20 protein-coding genes are annotated in these 19,576 nt (G+C 66.0%); 8 read left to right on the top strand and 12 right to left on the bottom strand.

Translation table 11 applies throughout. The features are described 5' to 3' along the window. Positions 1 to 46 precede the first annotated feature (46 nt). The 6 genes from ACVWW6_RS07150 to coaA all read left to right on the top strand — a co-directional run bounded on the left by ACVWW6_RS07150 (position 47) and on the right by coaA (position 4,135). Positions 47 to 577, top strand: a complete 531-nt coding sequence (locus ACVWW6_RS07150; protein ID WP_011083478.1) for a DUF2628 domain-containing protein — start codon at positions 47 to 49, stop codon at positions 575 to 577. Further along, positions 574 to 1,224 (top strand): imidazole glycerol phosphate synthase subunit HisH, encoded by a 651-nt coding sequence (gene hisH, locus ACVWW6_RS07145; RefSeq protein WP_011083479.1) that lies wholly within the window; start codon positions 574 to 576, stop codon positions 1,222 to 1,224. The genes ACVWW6_RS07150 and hisH overlap by 4 nt, the downstream gene beginning before the upstream one ends. Then, on the top strand, positions 1,212 to 1,958 hold the full coding sequence (gene hisA, locus ACVWW6_RS07140) for a 1-(5-phosphoribosyl)-5-[(5-phosphoribosylamino)methylideneamino]imidazole-4-carboxamide isomerase (protein ID WP_161532809.1): 747 nt from the start codon (positions 1,212 to 1,214) through the stop codon (positions 1,956 to 1,958). The genes hisH and hisA overlap by 13 nt, the downstream gene beginning before the upstream one ends. A gap of 10 nt (positions 1,959 to 1,968) precedes the next feature. Continuing rightward, positions 1,969 to 2,742: an imidazole glycerol phosphate synthase subunit HisF gene (gene hisF / locus ACVWW6_RS07135; protein WP_011083481.1), complete on the top strand. Its 774-nt coding sequence runs from the start codon at positions 1,969 to 1,971 to the stop codon at positions 2,740 to 2,742. An 89-nt stretch (positions 2,743 to 2,831) separates the two neighbouring features. Continuing rightward, a complete protein-coding gene (locus ACVWW6_RS07130) occupies positions 2,832 to 3,152 on the top strand; it encodes a phosphoribosyl-ATP diphosphatase (protein ID WP_011083482.1) in 321 nt (106 codons plus the stop codon). A gap of 26 nt (positions 3,153 to 3,178) precedes the next feature. After that, positions 3,179 to 4,135, top strand: coding sequence for a type I pantothenate kinase (gene coaA / locus ACVWW6_RS07125; protein WP_027543772.1), 957 nt, complete (start codon positions 3,179 to 3,181; stop codon positions 4,133 to 4,135). Between the two features lie 130 nt (positions 4,136 to 4,265). Here coaA and ACVWW6_RS07120 read toward each other — a convergent pair whose 3' ends face one another. The 5 genes from ACVWW6_RS07120 to ACVWW6_RS07100 form a co-directional block, all read right to left on the bottom strand. After that, a complete protein-coding gene (locus tag ACVWW6_RS07120) occupies positions 4,266 to 5,324 on the bottom strand; it encodes an AI-2E family transporter (protein ID WP_456680429.1) in 1,059 nt (352 codons plus the stop codon). A gap of 112 nt (positions 5,325 to 5,436) precedes the next feature. Then, positions 5,437 to 6,066, bottom strand: a complete 630-nt coding sequence (locus ACVWW6_RS07115) for a histidine phosphatase family protein (RefSeq protein ID WP_028175013.1) — start codon at positions 6,064 to 6,066, stop codon at positions 5,437 to 5,439. A gap of 103 nt (positions 6,067 to 6,169) precedes the next feature. Further along, a complete protein-coding gene (locus ACVWW6_RS07110) occupies positions 6,170 to 8,395 on the bottom strand; it encodes an ATP-binding protein (RefSeq protein WP_456680428.1) in 2,226 nt (741 codons plus the stop codon). A 228-nt stretch (positions 8,396 to 8,623) separates the two neighbouring features. After that, complete coding sequence (locus ACVWW6_RS07105) at positions 8,624 to 9,091, bottom strand: hypothetical protein (protein ID WP_011083487.1); 468 nt, start codon at positions 9,089 to 9,091, stop codon at positions 8,624 to 8,626. A gap of 97 nt (positions 9,092 to 9,188) precedes the next feature. Continuing rightward, on the bottom strand, positions 9,189 to 10,727 hold the full coding sequence (locus tag ACVWW6_RS07100; protein WP_456680427.1) for a YifB family Mg chelatase-like AAA ATPase: 1,539 nt from the start codon (positions 10,725 to 10,727) through the stop codon (positions 9,189 to 9,191). A 225-nt stretch (positions 10,728 to 10,952) separates the two neighbouring features. Here ACVWW6_RS07100 and ACVWW6_RS07095 point away from each other — a divergent pair, with 225 nt between their 5' ends. Further along, the gene (locus ACVWW6_RS07095) at positions 10,953 to 11,198 is read left to right on the top strand and encodes a PilZ domain-containing protein (RefSeq protein ID WP_011083489.1); all 246 of its coding nucleotides are present in this window, start codon (positions 10,953 to 10,955) and stop codon (positions 11,196 to 11,198) included. Between the two features lie 78 nt (positions 11,199 to 11,276). Beyond that, entirely contained in the window at positions 11,277 to 12,053 is a 777-nt protein-coding gene (locus ACVWW6_RS07090) for a tetratricopeptide repeat protein (RefSeq protein ID WP_038965130.1), read from the top strand. Positions 12,054 to 12,102: 49 nt separating this feature from the next. Here the strand turns inward: ACVWW6_RS07090 and ACVWW6_RS07085 are convergent, their stop codons facing one another. The 7 genes from ACVWW6_RS07085 to rsmI all read right to left on the bottom strand — a co-directional run bounded on the left by ACVWW6_RS07085 (position 12,103) and on the right by rsmI (position 19,260). Further along, positions 12,103 to 13,392, bottom strand: a complete 1,290-nt coding sequence (locus ACVWW6_RS07085) for an AAA family ATPase (RefSeq protein WP_038965131.1) — start codon at positions 13,390 to 13,392, stop codon at positions 12,103 to 12,105. Then, positions 13,389 to 14,123, bottom strand: coding sequence for a CpaD family pilus assembly protein (locus ACVWW6_RS07080; protein WP_161532813.1), 735 nt, complete (start codon positions 14,121 to 14,123; stop codon positions 13,389 to 13,391). Before ACVWW6_RS07080 ends, ACVWW6_RS07085 begins: the two co-directional genes overlap by 4 nt. 56 nt (positions 14,124 to 14,179) lie before the next feature. Continuing rightward, on the bottom strand, positions 14,180 to 15,697 hold the full coding sequence (locus ACVWW6_RS07075; protein WP_161532814.1) for a type II and III secretion system protein family protein: 1,518 nt from the start codon (positions 15,695 to 15,697) through the stop codon (positions 14,180 to 14,182). Positions 15,698 to 15,707: 10 nt separating this feature from the next. After that, positions 15,708 to 16,520, bottom strand: a complete 813-nt coding sequence (gene cpaB / locus ACVWW6_RS07070; protein ID WP_011083494.1) for a Flp pilus assembly protein CpaB — start codon at positions 16,518 to 16,520, stop codon at positions 15,708 to 15,710. Positions 16,521 to 16,966: 446 nt separating this feature from the next. Continuing rightward, positions 16,967 to 17,911 (bottom strand): glutathione synthase, encoded by a 945-nt coding sequence (gene gshB / locus ACVWW6_RS07065; RefSeq protein ID WP_456680426.1) that lies wholly within the window; start codon positions 17,909 to 17,911, stop codon positions 16,967 to 16,969. Positions 17,912 to 17,921: 10 nt separating this feature from the next. Then, positions 17,922 to 18,323 (bottom strand): YraN family protein, encoded by a 402-nt coding sequence (locus tag ACVWW6_RS07060; protein ID WP_011083496.1) that lies wholly within the window; start codon positions 18,321 to 18,323, stop codon positions 17,922 to 17,924. After that, the gene (gene rsmI, locus ACVWW6_RS07055; protein WP_161532815.1) at positions 18,310 to 19,260 is read right to left on the bottom strand and encodes a 16S rRNA (cytidine(1402)-2'-O)-methyltransferase; all 951 of its coding nucleotides are present in this window, start codon (positions 19,258 to 19,260) and stop codon (positions 18,310 to 18,312) included. The genes ACVWW6_RS07060 and rsmI overlap by 14 nt, the downstream gene beginning before the upstream one ends. Positions 19,261 to 19,576: the final 316 nt, after the last annotated feature.

The following is a 19,576-nucleotide window of genomic DNA, read 5'->3' as shown; positions in this document are numbered from 1 at the left end:
AACGACGCCGGCGGCATCACTGAATTCTTGAGAACGGGGCATCACCATGCCTGTCTACACAGTTCATGCTCCCTCCCCTGCCGGAGCCGATCTGCGCGCGACCGACAAGTTCGTCTTCGTGCGCGACGGCTTCCATTTCTGGGCGATGATCTTCGGCCCGTTCTGGCTGCTGTGGAATCGGCTATGGCTGGCGCTGATCGGCTGGATCGTCTTCCTGGCTGCGTTCGATGCCGGACTGCACCGCCTCGGCGTCGGCCGCAGCTCGATCTTCTTCGCCAATATGATCGTTGCGGTGCTGATGGGGTTCGAGGCTTCCAGCCTGCGGCGCTGGACGCTGTCGCGCGGCAAGTGGCGGCAGCTCGATATCGTCATCTCCGACGACGAGGACACCGCCGAGCGCCGCTTCTTCGAGCGCTGGAGCCAGAAGCAGCACGGCATCGTCAACGATCAATGGGCCGTCGATCGCGGCGGCCCGCCGCCGACCCGCAATACGCCGGGCCAGCAATTCTCGAACCCGCCGCCAATTCCGGCCGGCGGCATCATTGGTTTGTTTCCAGAACCGGGAGGGTCAAGATGAGCATCGCCATCATCGATTACGGTTCCGGTAATCTGCATTCCGCCGCGAAAGCCTTCGAGCGCGCCGCGCGCAGCCTGGAGGACCCGCAAAAGGTCTTCGTCACGAGCGATCCGGATCAGGCTTACGGCGCCGATCGCCTGGTGCTGCCGGGCGTCGGCGCCTTCGCCGATTGCCGGCGCGGCCTCGACGCCGTCAACGGCATGGTCGAGGCGATCACCGAAGCGGTGCGGGTCAAGGCGCGGCCGATGTTCGGCATCTGCGTCGGCATGCAGCTGTTCGCCACCCGCGGCAAGGAGCATGTCATCACGCAGGGCCTGAACTGGATCGGCGGCGACGTCGAGAAGATCACGCCGCGCGACGAAAGCCTGAAGATCCCGCACATGGGCTGGAACACGCTCGACGTGCTGCGCGAGCACCCGGTGCTGAACAAGCTGCCGCTCGGCCCCAAGGGCCAGCACGCCTATTTCGTGCACTCCTACCACCTCAACGCCGCCAATGAGGCGGACGTGCTCGCGCGCGCCGACTATGGCGGGCCTGTCACCGCGATCGTCGCGAAGGACACCGCCATCGGCACGCAATTCCACCCCGAGAAGAGCCAGCGTTTTGGCCTCGCTCTGATCTCGAACTTTTTGCGATGGAAGCCGTGATTCTTTTCCCCGCGATCGACCTCAAGAACGGCCAGTGCGTGCGCCTCGAGCAAGGCGACATGGCGCGCGCGACCGTGTTCAACCTCAATCCCGCGGCGCAGGCGCAGAGCTTTGCCGAGCAGGGGTTTGAGTATCTCCACGTCGTCGATCTCGACGGTGCCTTTGCCGGCAAGCCGGTGAACGCGCAGGCTGTCGAGGCGATGCTGAAGACGATCAAGATCCCGGTGCAGCTCGGCGGCGGCATTCGCGACCTCGCGACCGTCGAAGCCTGGCTCGAAAAGGGCATCACCCGCGTCATCATCGGCACCGCCGCGGTGCGCGATCCTGAACTGGTGAAGGCTGCGGCCAAGAAATTCCCCGGCCGCGTCGCGGTCGGGTTAGACGCCCGCGACGGCAAGGTCGCGGTCGAGGGCTGGGCGGAGACCTCGCAGGTGACTGCTTTGGAGATCGCGCAGCGGTTCGAGGATGCCGGCGTTGCCGCCATCATCTTCACCGACATTGCGCGCGACGGCCTGCTCAAGGGCCTGAACCTGGACGCAACCATCGCGCTGGCCGACAGCATCTCCATCCCGGTGATCGCCTCCGGCGGCCTTGCCTCGATCGACGACGTCAAGGCGATGCTGACGCCGCGCGCATCGAAGCTCGCCGGCGCGATCGCCGGCCGTGCGCTCTATGACGGCCGGCTCGATCCCGCCACCGCCCTCACCCTGATCCGCAACGCGCGCGCCGCCTAGGAGACATCCGATGTTCAAGGTGCGCGTGATCCCCTGCCTCGACGTCAAGGACGGAAGAGTCGTCAAGGGCGTCAATTTCGTCGACCTGCGCGATGCCGGCGACCCCGTCGAAGCCGCGATCGCCTATGACGCCGCCGGCGCCGATGAGCTCACCTTCCTCGACATCACCGCGACCCATGAGAACCGCGGCATCATGCTCGACGTGGTCCGGCGCACGGCGGAGGCCTGCTTCATGCCTGTGACCGTCGGCGGCGGCGTGCGCGAGGTCGACGATATCAAGACGTTGCTGCGCGCCGGCGCGGACAAGGTCTCGATCAACAGCGCCGCGGTGTCGCGGCGCGAGTTCGTCAAGGAAGCGGCCGAAAAGTTCGGCGAGCAGTGCGTGGTGGTCGCGATCGACGCCAAGCGGGTCAAGCGCCCGGGTGGTGACCGCTGGGAGATCTTCACCCATGGCGGCCGCAACGCGACCGGCATCGACGCCATCGAATATGCCCAGGAAGTGGTCTCGCTCGGCGCCGGTGAAATCCTGCTGACCTCGATGGACCGCGACGGCACAAGGCAGGGGTTCGATATCCCGCTGACTCGGGCGATCGCCGACAGTATTCCCGTTCCCGTAATCGCCTCGGGCGGCGTCGGCAATCTCGACCACCTCGTCGACGGTATCCGCGACGGACACGCCACGGCGGTGCTGGCGGCCTCGATCTTCCATTTCGGGGAATTCACCGTCCGCGAGGCCAAGGAGCACATGGCCCGGCGCGGCCTGCCCATGCGCCTGGATGCCTGACGACTCCCGCTCCTGAAAATGCTACATAGGCCGTTGGGCTTGGCCGCCGTGGCCAAGTGCGCTGCCAAGTGTGTTTCCGAGTAGTTCCGATGCCGCGTTTCACGATCCACGATCTGGCCGAGACCATCGACGCCCGCGCCGCGGCCGGCGGCGAGGGCTCCTATACCCGCAAACTCCTGGACAAGGGCGCCGAGCATTGCGCCAAGAAGTTCGGCGAGGAAGCAGTCGAAACCGTAATCGCAGCAGTCGAAAACGATCGCGCGCATCTGATCGCCGAAGGTGCCGATCTGCTCTATCATTTCCTTGTGCTTTTGAAGGCACGCGGCATAAAGCTGGAAGAGGTCGAGGCCGCGCTGGGCAAGCGAACCTCGATGTCAGGGTTGGAAGAAAAAGCTTCGCGTAAAGAGTGAGCAAGTCGCAACGGAAAGGCGGCGTCATGGATATCCGCGCACCCGAGCAGCAGTATAATCCGTACCGGGTCTATACCCGCGAGCAATGGGCGCGGTTGCGCGACGACACGCCGATGACGCTGGAGCCGGGCGAGTTCGACCGGCTGCGCTCGCTGCACGATCGTCTCGACTTGCAGGAGGTCGAGGACATCTACCTGCCGCTGTCGCGGCTGCTGTCGATCTATGTCGACGCGATGCAGCGCCTGTATTACGCGGAGCGCCAGTTCCTCAACATCCGCGACCGCAAGATGCCCTACATCATCGGCGTCGCCGGCTCGGTTGCGGTCGGAAAGTCCACCACGGCCCGCGTGCTCCAGGCGCTGCTGGCGCGCTGGTCGCCGCGCCCGAAAGTGGACCTGATCACGACCGACGGTTTTCTGTACCCGAATGCCGTGCTCGACCGGCAGGGCATCATGCAGAAGAAGGGTTTTCCGGAGAGCTACGACCTGCCGCTGCTGCTTGGCTTCCTCTCCGACATCAAGGCCGGCCGCCGCCACGTCCGCGCCCCGGTCTATTCGCATCTGACCTACGACATCGTGCCGAACCAGTGGGTGGAGATCGACCAGCCCGACATCCTGATCGTCGAGGGCGTCAACGTGCTGCAAACCGGCAAGCTGCCGCGCGACGGCAAGGCGGTGCCCGTGGTCTCCGACTTCTTCGATTTCTCGGTCTATATCGATGCCGACGAAGCGGCGCTGCGGCGCTGGTACATCAAGCGCTTCCTGGCGCTGCGCGACACCGCGTTCACCAATCCCAAATCCTACTTCAACCGCTACGCGCTGTTGTCCGACGAGGAAGCCACCGCCACCGCGATCGCGATCTGGGAACGCACCAACCTCGCCAATCTCGAGGACAACATCCTGCCGACCCGTCCCCGCGCGACGCTCATCCTGAAGAAGGGCCCCGACCACGTGGTCGAGAGCGTGGCGCTGCGGCGGCTGTAAGCGCGCCGGCTGACAAGGCCTGGCTTGTTCGGGCAGAGTGTCTTTTGTCGCAGGCCGACAAAAGGTTTTTGGCTATGACGCATCGAAGGCGCGATGGGCTCCATGGTTGACCGTCACGCCGGGTAGCGGGTCAATTCCGGACCTCTTGTTGCTCTTTCGAGCCGACGAAGATGTGCCACGCCGTCAGAAACATTGCGGCGACGAGCGGACCAATGACAAAGCCGTTCGCGCCGAAAGTCGCAAGGCCGCCCAGGGTGGCGAGCAGCACAACATAGCTTGGCATTCGGATTGACTGGCCGACCAGGACAGGGCGGAGAAAGTTGTCGGCAAGACCGATCACGAAGGTGCCGAAAACGAGCAGGATCATTCCCTTCGTGACTGCGCCTGCCACGAGCAGGTAGAGGCCGACCGGAACCCAGACCAGGGCGGAGCCGAGCACAGGCAGAAGTGAAAGTAGCGCCATGAGGGCGCCGGCCAGCAGCGGCGCAGTCAGGCCGAGCAGCCAGAAGATCAGCCCGCCAAGCGCTCCCTGGATCAGCGCAACCAGTATGATCCCTTTGATCGTCCCGCGAACCGAAAGGGTGAACGCATCCAGAATCGCGGCGGTGTGGCTCCTACGCAGCGGCAGCGCGTCGCGGATGCGTACGTTCAGCTCGTCACCGTCGCGCAGGAAAAAGAACAGCAGGTATAGCATCACGAGCAAGCTTGCGACGAACTCCACGGTCAACTGACCGATGTTGATCGCGTGCCCGGCCAGCTGCTGGCCGGCCGGGACGACAAGGCTCGAGAGGCGTTCCTTCAGGGCCGAAAGATCAATCCCGGCCAGACGGTCCGAGACGGACGCGGCCCAGTCGGGCAGCGCGGATTTCAGTTGCTGCAGGGGATGAGCGAAACTGATCTCCCCGGTCTGAACACGCTGATACAGCTCCCCTCCCTGCTCGACGAGCGAGGCGATCACGACGGCCACAGGGATCAGGACCATGACGACCACGACGAGGACGGTGGAAAGTGCGGCAAGGTTGCGCCATTCCGGGAACGTTTCCAGGCAAAGTCGATAGAGTGGCGCGAAGATGATCGCCAGCAGCGTCGCCCACAACAATGCGCCGGAGAACGGCCATAGCAGCCAGCCGAACGCGACGGAGATTGCCGCAAGCAAGACGAGGAATGAGCGGTCTTCCGATGTTCTCACGTGTCGCCGGCCTTTCAGTCGCTCCTTACGGGACGTTGGTATCACAGGACTGCGGCGGGGCGGCAAGTCACGCCCGTCCCGTCGCGCAGGCGGCCGGGTTCGATGCGGTCTGTCACCTGCCGGCCTTCGCGCTCCAGTCCGCAGGCTTGATGCGCCCCGCAAAGGCGGCCGGGCCGGAGCCGCTGGCCTTGTAGACGAAAGCTTCGCCCTCCTGCACGTCGCCGGCATCCTTGCCAAAGGCATCGGCGATATTCGTCTTGTGGGTGACCAGGAACGTGTTGGTGCCGGCCTTCGGCGGTGCATCGACGAGCTGTCGCACGGACTGGCCGGCCTTGGCATTTGCGCCGGCCGGGTTTGCCATTCCCGATGCGCCGGCGTTGCTGCTGTCTGTCAACGCGTCGACCGGCCTGACCTCGCGGCCGGAGATCAGCTTGCCGGTCTCGATCGCGCGGTTCAGCCGGCTGGTGTAGACATCGCCGATCGGGATCGCGAGCTCCTTGACCGCCGCCCCGATCTGGCGCGCCATGTCCCTGCCCTTTTCACTGAGCTGACGCTGGGCGCTCATGTCGTCGAACCTGAAGGGGTAGACGTCCTTTTGGCTATCGTCGGTCGCAGTGTGCCGAAAGATCAGCACGTAGCCGCCTTGCTTGAGCGATGAGACGAGATCCGGCGTATCGGCTGCGGCGTATCGGGAGAATCCAGCGAGAAGGACAATGACTGCGAGGCGGCAAAGCACGTTCATGTGCGACATCCTCTTTGCAAATGCCCCGGAGGATGGTGACGCGCCGTGCAGCTGACTTCAATTGGCGATTGCCAGCCGAGGTGAGGTTCCCGTAAATCCCGGATCAGCCCGCCAGCTGCCGCGACGCCGCCAGTCCCGCCAGCGCTTCGTCCAGCTTGTCGCGGTCGAGCGGCTTGATCAGGAACCCGTTCATGCCGGCCTCGAAGCAGGCGTAGCGATCCTCCACCAGCGTATTGGCGGTGAGCGCGAGGATCGGCGTGTGCTGGCCGCCGGTGGCGGCCTCATGCGCGCGGATGCGCTTGGTCGCTTCGATGCCGTCGAGCTGCGGCATCTGGATGTCCATCAGCACGAGATCATAGGGCGTGCCGGCCGAGCTGGCAGCGAGCCAGGATTCCAGCGCGGCTTCGCCATGGACGGCGATGACGACGCGGTGGCCGAGCTTGGTCAGCAGCGAGCGCATCAGCAGCGCGTTGATCTCGTTGTCCTCGGCGACGAGGACCGAAAGTCCCTTTGCCGGCGCCGGGCTCGCGGATTCAACCGGAGGCTCCGGCGCGAGCTCGGGCGAGGCAACCTCCGGGGTCAGCGCGAGGCGTGCGGCGAGCGAGGCCGCGCGCAGCGGCTTCACCAGAAAACCGGTGAACGCCGCCGACTGCTTTTCATGGCGCGAGCTCGACGTCAGCAGCACCAGCCGTTGCGGCGCATGGGCGCGGGCCACTTCGCCCAGCCGGTCGGCAATCGCGGGGCCGATCGCGCGATCGACCAGCACCGCGTGCCATGAGCGTTCCGGCAGCAGCGCTTCCGCGACCGTGGCGTCGGTCACCAGACAGGTCTGGCTGCCCCAGCGCTCCAGGCGACGCGCGATCAGCGAGGCCTCGATGCCCTCGGCAATCAGGAGGATCGACTTGCCGGTGAGGTCGGGGCTCGGGAATGCGGTCTGCCCCGCGCGGGCCTCTGACGGCGCGAGCGGCACCGCGACCTCGAAGGTCGAGCCCTTGCCCGGTTCGCTCGCGAGTGTGATCCGGCCGCCCATGCGCTTGACGATGCGTTCGCTGATGGCAAGACCGAGCCCGGTGCCGCCATAGGTGCGGGCGACGCGCTCGTCGGCCTGCTCGAACTCGCGGAAAATGCGTTGCTGCGCTTCGGCTGCGATGCCGATGCCGGTGTCGCGGACGAGGAAGCAGATCTCGTTCGGCCAGATGCCGGGCTCGACGATCAGCGCGACACCGCCGCTTGCGGTGAACTTGATGGCGTTGCCGGCGAGGTTGAGCAGCACCTGGCGCAGCCGCGCGGCGTCGCCGACCACCTCGAGCGGCAGGCGCTCGTCGACATAGGCGGCGATCTCGAGCGTCTTCGCCTGCGCGCGGGGCGCGAGCAGCTCGGTGATCTCCTCGATCAGGGTCGAGAGCGCGAAGGGGCGCTGCTCGAGATCGAGCTTGCCGGCTTCGATCTTGGAATAGTCGAGCAGCTCCTCGATCAGCGCCATCAGCGCTTCGCCGGAGGTCTTCACGGCCTTCGCGTAGGTCGCCTGCTCCAGCGTCAGCGTGGTGTCGAGCAAGAGGCCGCCCATGCCGATGATGCCGTTGAGCGGCGTGCGAATCTCGTGCGAGGCCATCGCGAGGAAACGCGATTTGGCGCGGTTGGCGGCATCGGCCTGGTCGCGGGCGTCGGACAATGCGCGCTCGGTCTCGGTGCGGTCGGTGACGTCGCGCCCCACACTCTGCAATTCGGCCGGCTGACCTGCGTCGAGGCGGACATAGCCCTCGCGCCAGGCGATCCAGCGCGCGCCGAGCGGGGTTGCGATCTTCTGGTCGTGAACGCGTGTGCCGGTGCTTTCGCGGGCACTGTCGCCCTGCTCCAGCACGTCGAAATCAAAGCGCGTGCCGACCAGGGCGCCGCGCGCCTGTCCCGCGAGCGCGCAATAGGCGTCGTTGGCAAAGGTGATGCGGTTCTGGTGATCGCGCAGCACGATCAGATCGCCCTGCTGTTCGAACAGGCTGCGGGCGCGTTCCTCGGCTTCCTTCAGCTCCCAATTGCGATCGATCAGTGTCTCGTTGTGGGCGGCGAGCTTGCGCAGCCGCTTGTTGACGAAACGCAGCCGCATGCTGAGCGTCGCGAGGCCAAGGCAGGCGAGCGCGAACAGGAAGCTCGCGCCGATCGCGAAGGTGTGGGGATCGTAACCGGAATTCTCGGAGCGGCTGCCGGAGACAAAGCCATAGGCGCCGCCGAACGTCGCCGAGAAGATCATGAAGGAGCGGATCGCGAAGGCAATGCGGGGGTGCTGCCGCCTGAAGCGGCGCATGCGCACCTTGATCCGGAACGTCCGACCCATCGCCACCGACCCCGACTCTTAAAACCCCGCGCTCGCCGCTGCGACGATGTCCCGCCGACCTTGCGAACAGCTTGAGGCTTTCGGGTCGCCTCCAAACAAGGTTGACGAGGTGTTAACGCCTCAGAGCATGATCCGGACCCGAAGGGCCGCGTCAGCGCAAAGTGTGCAGCGGTTTTCCGGAAAGATCATGCTCCGACACCAACTCTGAAGCGGGATAATCATCGCGCTTCAGAGCGAGGCGGCCTGGAACGGGCGGTGACCGTCGTGGGCGCCGACGATCAGCGCCGCCGCCTCGCGCTGCGAGAACGTCTTCGAGCGCACATAGATGCGATAGTCGGCCGGTCCGTCGGTGGAGAGGTAGATCACCGGTCCGCCGTCGACCGGCTGCGCGGCAATCGTGATGAGCCGGGTCTGCGGATTGGCCTGGCAGGAGTCCGGCTCGGCGCCGAGGCCGTCGTCCACGACCGCGAAGTCCGCACCGTCCGCATCGTCGGTGATCTGGACCCGCACCGTGGCCCGTGTCGGATCGTCGGTGAAGGCGACATGGATGCCGGCCGTCCAGAACAGCGATGTCAGCTCGACGGAGGTGTCGCCCAGCGCGATGCAGGGATGTGAGACCGATCCGATCTCGCTGCGGGCAAACACCGCAGCCGCCAACAGGGGAACAACCGAGGCCAGGATCTTGAAACGCAACATGACACTCTACTCGCCGGGCCCGTCCGGGAACTTGTGGGCCTTATGGTTTGCAGAGCGTAAAGGAAACTCGTTACCGCCGGGTTGATGCGCGGAATGATCACGCCATCTGGCGTACATCCTCCGCGAGTGCGCGGTAGGACAGCGCTTCGGCGAGATGCAGCCGGCCGATCTTGTCGGCGTTGTCGAGGTCGGCGAGCGTGCGCGCCACGCGCAGCACGCGGTGATAGCCGCGCGCCGACAGCCGCATGGTCTCGGCGGCGTCGCGCAGCAGCTTCTGGCCTTGCGCGTCCGGCTTGGCGATGTCTTCCAGCACCGAGGCCGGCGCCTCGGCATTGGTGCGGACATTCGGCAGGCCGATATCCGCGTAACGCGCAAGTTGGATGTCGCGCGCCGCCGCCACGCGTGCGGCGACCTCGGCCGATCCCTCCGCCGGTGGCGGCAGGATCAGGTCGGTCGCGGTCACCGCCGGGACCTCGATGCGCAAATCGATGCGGTCCATCAAGGGCCCCGAGATGCGCGCCTGGTAGTCGCCGGTGCAGCGATCGATGCGGCCGCGCTTGCAGGCATAGCCGGGCTCGAACGCGTTGCCGCAGCGGCAGGGATTCATCGCAGCGACCAGCATGAAGCGGGCAGGGTAGGTGACGCGATGATTGGCGCGGGACACCGAGACCTCGCCGTTCTCCAGCGGCTGGCGCAGCGAATCCAGCACGCGCGGATCGAACTCCGGCAGCTCGTCGAGGAACAGCACGCCCTGATGCGCGAGCGAGATCTCGCCGGGCTTGGCGCGCATCCCGCCGCCGGTGAGCGCGGCCATGCTGGCGGAATGATGCGGCGAGCGGAACGGGCGCCGCGCGGTCAGCGCGCCGCCCTCGATCTCGCCGGCGACGGAGGCGATCATCGAGACCTCGAGCAGCTCGCCCGGCGACAGCGGCGGCAGGATCGAGGGCAGGCGCGCCGCCAGCATCGACTTGCCGGCGCCGGGTGCGCCGATCATCAGCAGGTGATGTCCGCCGGCGGCGGCGATCTCCAGCGCCCGCTTGGCGCTTTCCTGGCCCTTGATGTCGCGCAGGTCGAGCTTTGAGGCGGCGGCCTCGTGCACTTTCGGCGAGGGCCGCGACAGCACCTGCGTGCCCTTGAAGTGGTTGGCGATCTGGATCAGCGATTGTGCGGCGATGATCTGGATGTCCGGGCTCGCCCAGGCCGCTTCCGAGCCGCAGGCGGCCGGACAGATCAAGCCTTCCTCGCGCACATTGGCGCCGATCGCGGCGGGAAGAACGCCGGCCACAGGCGCGATCGAGCCGTCGAGGCCGAGCTCGCCGAGCACGGTGAAGCCGGTCAGCGCATCCGGCGGAATTGCGCCGATCGCCGCCATCAGCCCGAGCGCGATCGGCAGGTCGTAATGGCTGCCTTCCTTGGGCAGATCGGCCGGGGCCAGATTGACGATGATCCGCCGCGCCGGCAGCGCCAGGCCCGAGGCGATCAGCGCCGAGCGGACCCGCTCGCGCGCCTCGGACACCGCCTTGTCCGGCAGGCCGACGATGGCAAAGGCCGGCAGGCCGGGCGCGACCTGCACCTGCACGTCGACCGCGCGGGCCTCGATCCCTTCAAAGGCGACGGTAGAAACCCGTTGAACCATGCCGAACCAGCCTGCCCTCTTGCACAATCGAGGGTAGCAGAGCCGGCCACCCTCCGCAAGAACAATACGGGAACATGCCCGGCGCCGCGCAAGCCCTAACCAATCGTAAACAGGACGCGGACACTACGCCTCGAATGCAAGCTTCTGTCCTCAGCACATCCCAACGAATGTCCGCTACTCCTAGGGCTGCGGGATGGGCCGTGATCTAACAAGTGAACAATCAAAATGCTTGCAAATCGCCGGAGAAGCGAACGTCGGGTGTGCAGCCGGCTCGCCAAGATTCACTTTGGCGCGGGCTCGCTGCCGCGAGATTGCACGATTACCGATATCTCGGACGGGGGCGTGAAAGTGGTGGCGGAATTCCTGGAAGTGCCGCCGCAATTCACCATCATCTTCGCGCCGGACTATTCCCGCCAGTGCCGCCTGCGCTGGCGCATCGGCTGCGAGTTCGGCGCCGAGTTCACCGATTAGGCTTTGGGGCTCACGTCCTTAACGGGAATTTAGCGTTAATCGGTAAGCATCCCTGATCAGTCGCCGAGTGATCAGAGTATGTCCAAGCGTTTGTCCCTTGCCTCTCGCCCGGCGAGATATCTGCTGTCCGCGCTTGTGCTCCTTGCCCTCGGCGGCTGTCAGACCACTGGCATCGAGGACATCACCGGCGCGCTCGGCGGCAAGTCGGAAGCCGCGAGCAAGGCAGACGGCAAGCCGGACATGGACGCACTGCGCGAGCGTTATCGCGCCAAGCCCAGCGATCCCAACGTCGCGCTCGACTACGGCAAGGCGCTGCGCGAGAGCGGGCAGAGCGCCCAGGCGGTCGCGGTGCTCGAGCAGGCCGTGCTCGGCCATCCCCGCAACAAGGCGCTGCTCGCCGGCTACGGCCGCGCGCTCGCCGACAACGGCAATTTCCAGCAGGCTTTCGACGTTCTGAGCCGCGCGCATACGCCGGAGGATCCGGACTGGCGCATCCTGTCGGCGCAGGGCGCGGCGCTCGACCAGCTCGGCCGCAACGAAGAGGCGCAGCAATATTACGCGACCGCGCTGAAGATCGTGCCGGACGAGCCACAGGTTCTGTCCAATCTCGGCCTGTCCTATGTGCTGCAAAACAATCTGGCGAAGGCCGAACAGGTGCTCGGCCGCGCCCATCAGCGCAATCAGAACGATGCGCGGATCCGTGCCAATCTCGCGCTCGTGCTGGGATTGCAGGGCCGCGAGGCCGAGGCAGAAATTCTCGTGAAGGCAGATTTGCCGCCGGACCAGGCCGCGGCGAAGATCACGGCGCTGCGGCAGCTGCTGGCGAAGAAGCAACAGCAGCGGGCCGAGAAGTAGTCCGCCAACTCGTTGGTTTCTGTTTGACGTGTTGTCTCGACGCTGGCGCCTACGACGCCTTGCGATGCGGCGCGGATGCGCGGCCCGAGCGGCCCTTCAGCTTCTTCAACAGCGGTCCGAGCAGCGAGCGCTTCGGCTTCTTCACCTCGCCGCGCCCGGCAAGGCGGTTCGCCATGTTCTGGAACAGCGCGGTGGTGCGGTGGCTCTTGGAGACCTCCGCGATCATCTGGCCGTTGTTGGCGGCGGTCGAGAACAGCTTCGAATCGAACGGGATCACCGCGATCGGCTGGCTCTCCATGGTCTTGGCGAAGGACTTGACGTCGATCTCCGCGCGCTTGTGCATGCCGACCTGGTTGATGCAGTACAGCGGCGGCCGGTCGTTCGGCCGCGCCGTCTTCAGTACGGTCAGCATGTTCTTGGTGTTGCGCAAATTCGCGAGATCGGGCTCGGCCACGATCACGATGTCGTCGGCGTTGATCAGCGCGCGCCGCGTCCAGCCCGACCATTGATGGGGAACGTCGAGCACGATGCAGGGCGTGGTCATGCGCAGCGTGTCGAACACCGCGTCGAAGGCTTCCGCGCCGAAATCGTAGACCCGGTCAAGGGTGGCGGGCGCGGCCAAAAGGCTGAGGCGCTCGGTGCATTTGGCGAGCAGGCGCTCCATCAGCGCCGTGTCGGGCCGGTCCTGCGACAGCACTGCGTTGGCGATGCCCTGCACCGGGTCCTGGTTGTAGTCGAGGCTCGCGGTGCCGAAGGCGAGGTCGAGGTCGATCACGACGGAATCGAGCGCGAGGTCGCGGGCGATTGTCCAGGCCACATTGTGCGCGACGGTGGACGCGCCGACGCCGCCCTTGGCGCCGACCACCGCGATGACGCGGCCGGTGATGATGGCTTCGGACGCCGAGAACAGGCTGCAGATCGAACGGACCACGTCGATCGTCTCGACCGGTCCCACCACATAGTCGTTGACGCCGCGGCGCACCAGCTCGCGATAGGGCGCGGTGTCGTTGGGATTGCCGATCACGACCACGCGGGTCCCGGGATCGCAGACGCCGGCGAGATCGTCCAGGCCCTCGAGGATGTCGCGCGTGCCGTCGGATTCGATCACGATCACGTTCGGCGTCGGCATCGTCTCATAGACTTCGATCGCCGCGGCGAGGCCGCCTTCCTTGGCGGTCAGGTGCGCCTTGGCCAGCCGGCGATCCTCTCCCGCCGCGGTTACCGCGGCGAGCGTCTGGTCGGTCTCGCAAAAGGCCTGCACCGAGATGCGAGGAACCGGCGCAATGTGCTCCTCGGGGTGCCGCGGATGGTCCGTTTCTTCGTCGTTGACGCTCGTCATTTGCCTGTGTCGCTGAGCTTGGCCTTGTCGGCCTCGGGGCTGGGAGTCGCGATCGCCGCGCCCTTGCGATAGCGATCGAAGGCGATGTCGCGACGTGCGGTATAGACCGGCGTTTCGGCACGCGGCTGCTCGAGGTCGGCGGGGTTGTCGATCATCGCCGCGAGGTTGCGCTGGCTGGCGCAGCCCAGATTGAAGTACGGGTGGTTCTCGTTGTAGCCGGGGTCGAGGATGGACGGACCGACGTCTTCGGGCCACAGCCCGCAGGGACCGGCGACCGCGGCGATGCGGGAATAGCTCAGGCGGATGGTCGGCAGCAGTCCGGGATCCTCGGGCCGATAGGGATGCTGGACGATCGCGCGCGACGGCACGCCGCCGGATGCGAGCACGGAACGGATCTCATGATAGGTCGTCGCGGCGGCACGCGAATTCGCGCTGCCGATCGGCACGTCGACGACGACGGACCCGGTGCCTTCGCGCACCCAGTCTCCGGCGATGCCCGCGACGTCGGACTGCTGTGCGGCCGAGAGGCCGCCTCTCGCCTTGCCGACGAAAATCACGATCGACTTTTTGGCTTCCTGCACCGCGATCGGATGGCGCTGGCGATAATCGGTCGGCACGGTCTGGGTGACGATCTCGCCCGTGGTGTTGCACGCACCCAGCATGACGGAGAGCCCCGTCAGCACCAGCGCGACGCTTAAGCCGCGACGTCGATCGGCCATGGTCTTCGTCATCGCTTGATCCCCTCTTGCCCCGATCCTTGCCCCGTTCCCCAAGCCGTCCGCCGGTCTCAGTCGATGATGAAGCCGAAATCGCCGCGGGCGCCGTCGATCGGATCGACGCGGCGCGCGATGCCATAGAGCCGGTTCATGCGGCCGAGCAGCGCCGTCTGTGCATCCGAGGCCGGCGCGAAGCCGTCGTCGGGCCGCGACAATTCCTTCTGGGCGACCGCGCGCACCACATAGGGCGTCACGATCACCATCAGCTCGGTCTCGTTGTTGACGAAGTCCTGGCTGCGGAACAGCGCGCCGATGATCGGCACCTGGTCGACGCCGGGCAGGCCGTTGATCGCCTGCTTGGTCTGCTGCTGGATCAGGCCGGCCATCGCCATCGAGCCGCCCGAGGGAATCTCGAGCGTGGTCTCGGCGCGGCGGGTCTGGATCGAGGGGATGGTGACTGAGCTGGTCTGGCTCGCGGACACCGCCTGTGTCACGGAGATGGCGTTCTGGTTCGACAGCTCCGAGACCTCGGTCATCACGCGCAGGCTGATACGTCCTTCGCTGAGCACGACCGGCGTGAAGTTCAGGGAGATGCCGAACTTCTTGTAGGTGATCTGGGTGGTACAGACGTGGGTGACCGGATCGCAGGCATATCCTCCCGGGATCGGGAATTCGCCGCCCGCGATGAAGGTTGCGGATTCGCCCGAGATCGCCGTCAGGCTCGGCTCGGCCAGCGTCCGCATCACGCCGGCGGTTTCCATCGCCCGCATCGTGGCGTTGACGGTGGCCACGCCTTTTGCGAGTCCGGTAACACCGAGCCCGTTGCTGCTGACGAGCGGGCCGCCGGAGACCGAGAACGGGTTGGAATTGTTGAAGTTCACGACCGCGGTGCCGGCGTTCAGGCTGGCGCTGAGATCGACGCCCAATTGCTTGACGATGTCGCGGCGCACTTCGCCGACGACGACCTTGAGCATCACCTGGTCGCGGCCGCGCACCACGATGTTGTTGACCACCTTCTCGGAGCCGCCGACCAGCTTTGCGGCGACTTCACCGGCCTGCTGCGCCTCGACCGGGCTCGACACCGAGCCGGTCAGCATCACGCTGTCGCCGATGCCTTCAATTTGCACGCCCGGCAACGACTGGCGCAGCGCGGCACGCATGCCGTTGAGGTCGCGCTTCACCGCGATGTCGTAGGCGGCGACCTGCTGGCCGTCGGCGGTGAAGAACACGACGTTGGTCTGACCGACCTGGCCGCCGATGATATAGGCGCGCTGGGCCGAGCGGATCACCGCGTTGGCGATCTTGGGATCGGCCACCAGCACATCCTTGACCTCGCGGGGCAGGTCGATGACGACCGACTTGCCGACGCCGAGCGACAGGAAGCGCGTCTTCGCCGGCGCGATCGTCCCGACCGATGCCACGCCGAGATCCGGCGCCTGCAGCGGCGCCTGGTCGCCGACCGGCGCTTCGGCGGCGCTGACGAGGCCAGGCGCTGCGAGCAGCCCCAGTGTCAACATCGCCCCCGTCCAGAACGTGCGTGCGCGATTCCCCCGAATGCGCAAGCCCGCCCGATCATCCCCGTAGTTCATGCTATCCCCATCACTTCTGTGACGTCAGTTGTCGCACCTGGACGCCGTAGCGGATCACGTTGACTCCGCCGGAACGCTTGATCGCCAAGTCCTCGGCCGTGAGCTCGGTTGCGTTGGCATCGACGATGCTCCGCAGCGCAAGCTGGAGCGTGCCGCCCTGGCGCGCCGCGGTGAGCGTTGCGACCTGGTCCGGCTTGAGCTCGAGCGTGACGGTCTTGCCGACAACGGCGTTCTGGCCGTCCTTTTCCTTCGGTGCCTGGTCGATCGCGAGCACGCGGATGTTGGTCAGGATGACCTCGGACAGGATGAGGTCGTTGCCGGCGGTCGGGCCGTTGACGTCGGGATTCTTCAGGCGGCGGGTCAGGACGATGTCGACGCGGTCGTTCGGCAGGATGAAGCCGCCGGCGCTGGTCTCGGCTGTAACGTCGGTGGAAACGGCGCGCATGCCCGACGGCAGAATCGCGGCCATGAAGCCGGAGCCCTCGGCCCGCACCAGCTTCTGCTCGCGGATGGGCTCGCCCTGCATCAACGGCACGCGCGCGATCGAGCCGGCGATCTGGGTCTGCGCCTCGGGCCTGCTGTCGCGGCGGATGAAGGCGCCGCTGGCGGTTGCCGCCGGCCAGGACTGCCATTGCAGGTCCTCTGGCTTCACGGCCTGGCCAAGCTGGATATCGTTTTTCGCGACGAGAACCTCAACCGTCGGCAGCTTCTCGGCGACGGGAAGCGCGGGCGCGGGCTTGTTGTCGTAGCCGCTCGCCAGATACGCAGCGACGCCGCCGGCGCCCAGTGCGATGACGAGAACGACAATGCGTGCGGTATTCATACGCCTCTACTCTTACGCGGGGCACTCGAACCGCACGTGGCGGGTTCCCCGTGTCGATGAGTAGGGAGTAAAAGTATAAGGGGTGTTGCGGTTACGAATGCGACGGCCGGCTACGGCCCGAGTTCTGGGCAGATGGTGAACGTTGCGTTATTCGGTCGGCCAGCGGCCTCCGTAGATTCACGCAGGGCGGACGTTCGTTCGAACGATGCGCGCGGCGCCATGGTGAATGGGTGGTTAGTGACGTGGGAGCTGGCGTCGCGCCGTCATGCCAACAAGACGGAAGCAATGCGCCACATCATCGGTGTCGTCCTGGCGAACGCCAGGACCCATTACCACCGCCGTGAATTGTTAAAGAGGTGGTCGCGCCAATCTTCGTCAAACCGGCAGTCGGGGTAATGGGTCCTGGCGTTCGCCAGGACGACGTTGGGGGAGACAGCGTGCGAGCCCTACTTCGCCCGCTTCTGCTCGATCGTGTCCCAGACCTTCGCCGCCACGTCCGGGCCGCCGAGCCGCGCGATGGCGCGGATGCCCGTTGGCGATGTCACGTTGATCTCGGTGAGGTTGCCGTTGATGACGTCGATGCCGACGAACAGCAGGCCGCGTTCGCGCAGCGCCGGGCCGACGGTGGCGCAGATCTCGCGCTCGCGCGGGGTGAGCTCGGTCTCCTGCGCCGCGCCGCCGCGCACCATGTTGGAGCGGAGGTCGTCGGCAGCGGGCACGCGGTTCACCGCGCCGGCGAACCCGCCGTTGACCAGGATGATGCGCTTGTCGCCGTGCTTCACCTCGGGGATGAACTGCTGGATCACCCAGGGCTCCTTGAACGTGACCGTGAACATGTCGAACAGCGAGCCGAAATTCATGTCCTGCGGCATCACGCGGAACACCGCCGCGCCGCCATGGCCGTGCAGCGGCTTCATCACGACGGCGCCGTGCTTGTCTCGGAACGCGTTGATCTCGTCGAGGTCGCGCGAGATCAGGGTCGGCGGCATCAGCTGCGGAAAGTTCATCACGAACAGCTTTTCCGGCGCGTTGCGCACCGAGGCCGGATCGTTGACGACCAGCGTTTTCGGATGAATCCGCTCCAGGAAATGCGTCGAGGTGATGTAGGCGAGGTCGAACGGCGGGTCCTGGCGCAGCAGCACCACGTCGAAGCCGTTGAGCGCCTCGCGCTTGGGCTCCCCGAGCGTGAAATGGTCGCCGGGCTCGTCGCGCACGGTCAGCACCTGCACCGGCGCGACCAGCTCTTCGCCGATCATCGAGAGCTTGTCGGGCGTGTAATAGGACAGGCCGTGGCCGCGCTTCTGCGCCTCCAGAAGCAGCGCGAAGGTGGAATCGCCCTTGATATTGATGCGGGCGATGGGGTCCATCTGGACGGCGACGTTCAGTTTCATGGTCTGCCTTTCAGGTCGAGGCGTCGAATGCTGCCAACACATGGCGTGGAAGTGATCGCGGCGCAATCAGCATGGCGTCGAATCGCAATTCGAATTCGGCATGCTCGGGATGCGCTGCGAGCCAGCCTTGCGCGGCATCGATGATGCGCTGCTGCTGGCGCGGCGTCACCGCATAGGCCGCATCATCGAGGCTGGCGCGTGCCTTGACCTCGACGAAGGCGATCAAATTGCGCCGGCGCGCCACGATGTCGATCTCGCCATGCGGGGTGCGATAGCGCTTGGCGAGGATGCGATAGCCTTTGGCCATGAGATAGGCGGCGGCGCGGCTCTCCGCAGAGATGCCGGTGCGGAACGCGGCGACGCGCTCGGGCGAGGCGACTTTCGGTTCCGCTCCGCCCTCAGGCTTCGCCATCGCCGCCCCGCAAATCTTTTGCGAGCTCGAGTGCGCGGGCATAGACCTCGCGCCGCGGCCGGCCGGACAGCGCGACGGCATGGGCCACGGCGTCCTTGACGCTGTGCGTCGCCAGCTGCGCGCGCAGCAGGTCGTCGAGCGCATGCGATGTCAGCATCTCGGCGTCCGCCGCAGGCGGTGCGATCACCAGCACGAACTCGCCGCGCGTCTCCAGCGCATCTGCCTCGCGTGCCAGCTCGGTCAACGTCGCGCGCGAAATCTCCTCGTGCAGCTTCGTCAGCTCGCGGCAGATCGCGGCCTCGCGCGTCCCCATGATCTCGGCGAGATCGGCGAGCGTGTCCTGCACGCGGTTGCCGGACTCGAACATCACCAGCGTCGCATCGATGCGGGCAAGCTCGGCAAGGCGCGAGCGGCGCGCGGCGGATTTTGCCGGCAGAAAGCCCTCGAAGAAGAAGCGGTCGGTCGGCAGTGCGGCGACCGACAGCGCCGCCAGCACCGAGGAGGGGCCGGGCAGTGCGTAGACGGCATGGCCGGCGGCGCAGACCTCGCGCACCAGCTTGAAGCCGGGATCGGAGATCAGCGGCGTGCCGGCGTCCGACACCAGCGCGATCGAGCCGCCTTGCGAAAGCCGCTCCAGGATCTTCGGGCGCGCCGCCTCGGCATTGTGCTCGTGATAGGGCTTGAGCTGCGCGGAAATGTCGTAGCGCTCGGTCAGGCGCCGCGTGATGCGGGTGTCCTCGCAGGCGATGACGTCGACTCCGGCGAGCGTCTGAAGCGCGCGCAGCGTAATGTCGCCGAGATTGCCGATCGGGGTCGCGACCAGATAGAGGCCCGCGGCCGCTTTCGGCGCCGCAAGACGATGGGCGTCGATGGAGAAGCCGCGCGGGGCGGCGTCTGTGCCTTCAGGCGTATTTATCGGGGCCGGCTTTGCGCGCATAATGAATCGAACTTAGGCATGATCCCCGGGGGTTGGAACCGGTCCTCCGAAAAAGATCGCGGCTAGGCCAAGGGGCGGGGCAAGGACTGAAGAGGAGTGGAATGTGATCCATCCGGCATCACATTCCAGAGGGAATGCAGCGTCAGCGCCATATTCGCGGCGGAAACGCCGCCTTGATGCTAGGTGACCGACGGCGGACAGCTGGCCGGGACTTGAGGGACGGTCGCGTTAAGCGGTCATTATCCTTTTGTTTTGGTTAACTATTTGCCGACAATATGCCTGAATCCGCGGCTTCTGTCGCGACAAGTTTGTTGTG

The sequence above is a fragment of the Bradyrhizobium sp. USDA 3311 genome, from assembly GCF_054062495.1.
The sequence above is the reverse complement of the archived record's forward strand: the minus strand, read 5'-3'. Positions and strand labels throughout refer to the sequence as shown.

Bases quoted from the DNA above. Each gene is read 5' to 3' on its own strand.
- ACVWW6_RS07150 (WP_011083478.1), top strand. From the start codon at position 47: ATGCCTGTCTACACAGTTCATGCTCCCTCCCCTGCCGGAGCCGATCTG.
- hisH (WP_011083479.1), top strand. From the start codon at position 574: ATGAGCATCGCCATCATCGATTACGGTTCCGGTAATCTGCATTCCGCC.
- hisA (WP_161532809.1), top strand. From the start codon at position 1,212: ATGGAAGCCGTGATTCTTTTCCCCGCGATCGACCTCAAGAACGGCCAG.
- hisF (WP_011083481.1), top strand. From the start codon at position 1,969: ATGTTCAAGGTGCGCGTGATCCCCTGCCTCGACGTCAAGGACGGAAGA.
- ACVWW6_RS07130 (WP_011083482.1), top strand. From the start codon at position 2,832: ATGCCGCGTTTCACGATCCACGATCTGGCCGAGACCATCGACGCCCGC.
- coaA (WP_027543772.1), top strand. From the start codon at position 3,179: ATGGATATCCGCGCACCCGAGCAGCAGTATAATCCGTACCGGGTCTAT.
- ACVWW6_RS07115 (WP_028175013.1), bottom strand. From the start codon at position 6,066: ATGAACGTGCTTTGCCGCCTCGCAGTCATTGTCCTTCTCGCTGGATTC.
- ACVWW6_RS07110 (WP_456680428.1), bottom strand. From the start codon at position 8,395: ATGGGTCGGACGTTCCGGATCAAGGTGCGCATGCGCCGCTTCAGGCGG.
- ACVWW6_RS07105 (WP_011083487.1), bottom strand. From the start codon at position 9,091: ATGTTGCGTTTCAAGATCCTGGCCTCGGTTGTTCCCCTGTTGGCGGCT.
- ACVWW6_RS07100 (WP_456680427.1), bottom strand. From the start codon at position 10,727: ATGGTTCAACGGGTTTCTACCGTCGCCTTTGAAGGGATCGAGGCCCGC.
- ACVWW6_RS07095 (WP_011083489.1), top strand. From the start codon at position 10,953: ATGCTTGCAAATCGCCGGAGAAGCGAACGTCGGGTGTGCAGCCGGCTC.
- ACVWW6_RS07090 (WP_038965130.1), top strand. From the start codon at position 11,277: ATGTCCAAGCGTTTGTCCCTTGCCTCTCGCCCGGCGAGATATCTGCTG.
- ACVWW6_RS07085 (WP_038965131.1), bottom strand. From the start codon at position 13,392: ATGACGAGCGTCAACGACGAAGAAACGGACCATCCGCGGCACCCCGAG.
- ACVWW6_RS07080 (WP_161532813.1), bottom strand. From the start codon at position 14,123: ATGACGAAGACCATGGCCGATCGACGTCGCGGCTTAAGCGTCGCGCTG.
- ACVWW6_RS07075 (WP_161532814.1), bottom strand. From the start codon at position 15,697: ATGAACTACGGGGATGATCGGGCGGGCTTGCGCATTCGGGGGAATCGC.
- cpaB (WP_011083494.1), bottom strand. From the start codon at position 16,520: ATGAATACCGCACGCATTGTCGTTCTCGTCATCGCACTGGGCGCCGGC.
- gshB (WP_456680426.1), bottom strand. From the start codon at position 17,911: ATGAAACTGAACGTCGCCGTCCAGATGGACCCCATCGCCCGCATCAAT.
- ACVWW6_RS07060 (WP_011083496.1), bottom strand. From the start codon at position 18,323: ATGGCGAAGCCTGAGGGCGGAGCGGAACCGAAAGTCGCCTCGCCCGAG.
- rsmI (WP_161532815.1), bottom strand. From the start codon at position 19,260: ATGCGCGCAAAGCCGGCCCCGATAAATACGCCTGAAGGCACAGACGCC.